1 protein-coding gene and 1 pseudogene are annotated in these 2,235 nt (G+C 61.4%); both read left to right on the forward strand.

The annotated features are described in order from the left end of the window. A pseudogene (gene istA, locus ILP92_RS18165) lies at positions 1-1,536 on the forward strand (IS21 family transposase); the annotation flags it as partial. Next, the coding region (istB, locus tag ILP92_RS18170; RefSeq protein WP_198917827.1) for an IS21-like element helper ATPase IstB at positions 1,526-2,235 on the forward strand (710 nt) is incomplete at its 3' end. The pseudogene istA and the gene istB, both read left to right, overlap by 11 nt.

Here is a 2,235-nt window from a genome sequence, read left to right on the forward strand (position 1 = left end):
CCCATCCGCGAGATTTCACGGCGGACCGGGCTGTCTCGCAACAGCATCAGGAGGTATTTGCGGGCGGGCACTGTTGAGCCCAAGTTTCAGGCGCCATCAAGGCCAAGCAAGCTGGACTCGTATGCAGAGAAGCTGACAGGCTGGCTGGTGACGGAGCAGCGCAAGTCGCACAAGGATCGGCGGACCGCGAAGCAGATGCATGCTGATTTGGTGCAGCTTGGCTGTGACGGCTCGTGTGAGCGGGTCGCGGCCTTTGTGCGGGCATGGAGAGGGGATCGGCAACGTGCGCAGCAGACGACCGATCGCGGGACATTCGTGCCGCTGGTGTTCCGGCCTGGCGAGGCGTTCCAGTTCGACTGGAGCGAGGACTGGGCCCATGTCGGCGGCGAGCGCATCAAGTTACAGGTGGCCCATATCAAGCTGTCGCACAGTCGGGCGTTTCTGGTCAGGGCCTATCTATTGCAGACGCATGAGATGCTGTTTGACGCGCACTGGCACGCGTTCCGGGTCTTTGAGGGCGTTCCGGGCCGCGGGATCTACGACAACATGAAGACGGCGGTGGATCGCGTGGGCGCGGGCAAGAAGCGCGATGTAAATGCGCGGTTCCTGACCATGACCAGCCACTACGTTTTTGAGGCCAATTTTTGCAATCCGGCAGCGGGCTGGGAACGAGCCTTTGTCCGCCATTGGTCCGAGGACAATGGCGAGTGGCCAGGTCGAGAAGAATGTCCGCGATGCGCGCCATCGGCTCTGGCAGGTGATGCCAGCCTTCCCAGATCTCGATGCGCTGAATGGCTGGCTTGAAGAGCGCTGCAGGGTTCTGTGGGCCGAGACTGCGCATGGCACTTTGTCTGGCAGTATTGCCGATGCCTGGGAGGCTGAGAAGTCGGCACTGATGCCCTTGCCTACGGCCTTTGATGGCTTTGTCGAACAGAGCAAGCGCGTATCGCCCACGTGCCTTATCACCTTCGACCGCAATCGCTACTCTGTGCCTGCCAGCTTCGCAAACCGCCCCGTCAGCCTGCACATCTACCCTGAACGGCTGGTGATCGTCATGCTGAAAGCATGCCTGCGGCATGACGCCGAAGGGCACATGGTCTGCGAGCATCAGCGCATCATTGAGCGGTCACACCGGCAACCTGGCCGCGTCATCTATGACTGGCGACATTACCTCGCCGTGGTCCAGCGCAAGCCGGGCGCGCTACGCAATGGTGCGCCCTTCGTCGAGATGCCAGAGGCGTTCCGTCAATTGCAGGGGCAGATGCTGCGCAAGCCCGGCGGCGATCGCGAGATGGTCGAGATCCTGTCCTTGGTGCTGCATCATGACGAACAGGACGTGCTGTGCGCCGTGGAAATGGCTCTGGAGGCGGGCGTGCCGACCAAGACCCATGTGCTCAACCTGCTCCATAGGCTGGTGGATGGCACACCAACTGACCAGCCCGATGTGACTTCGCAAGCCTCGCCCTGAAGAAGGAGCCTGAGGCCAACGTTGCACGCTACGATGGACTGCGGGGAGGCACACGCCATGCGTCATGATCCCGCCGGGGCCGCAATTGTCATCATGCTGCGCAGCCTGAAGATGCCAGGCATGGCGCAGGCAGTGCATGACCTCATGGAACAGGGCGCGCCTGCATTTGACGCGGCAATCCCGATTCTGTCGCAACTGCTCAAGGCTGAAATGGCCGAACGCGAGGTGCGCTCCATTGCCTATCACATGAAGGCCGCGCGCTTCCCGGCCTACAAGGACCTCTCTGGCTTCGACTTCGCCGCCAGCGAGGTCAACGAAGCCCTCGTGCGCCAACTGCATCGGTGCGAGTTCATGGACGCGGCCGAGAACGTGGTCCTGATCGGCGGACCCGGAACTGGGAAAAGCCACGTAGCGACTGCATTGGGCATTCAGGCCATTGAGCATCATCGCAAGCGGGTGCGCTTCTTCTCGACCGTCGAACTGGTGAATGCGCTGGAACAAGAAAAGGCCCAGGGAAAGGCTGGAAAGATCGCCGAGGCGCTGGTGAAGACCGAATTGGTGATCCTCGACGAGCTCGGCTACCTGCCGTTCAGTGCCTCGGGCGGTGCGCTGCTGTTCCATCTTCTCAGCAAACTATACGAGCGCACCAGTGTGGTCATCACCACCAACCTCAGCTTCAGCGAGTGGGCCAGCGTTTTTGGCGATGCAAAGATGACCACGGCACCCCTCGATCGCCTCACCCATCGCTGCCACATCCTTGAAACCGG

Origin of the sequence: Palleronia pontilimi (genome assembly GCF_016412875.1) — a bacterium.
Taxonomy (GTDB): Bacteria; Pseudomonadota; Alphaproteobacteria; order Rhodobacterales; family Rhodobacteraceae; genus Palleronia; species Palleronia pontilimi.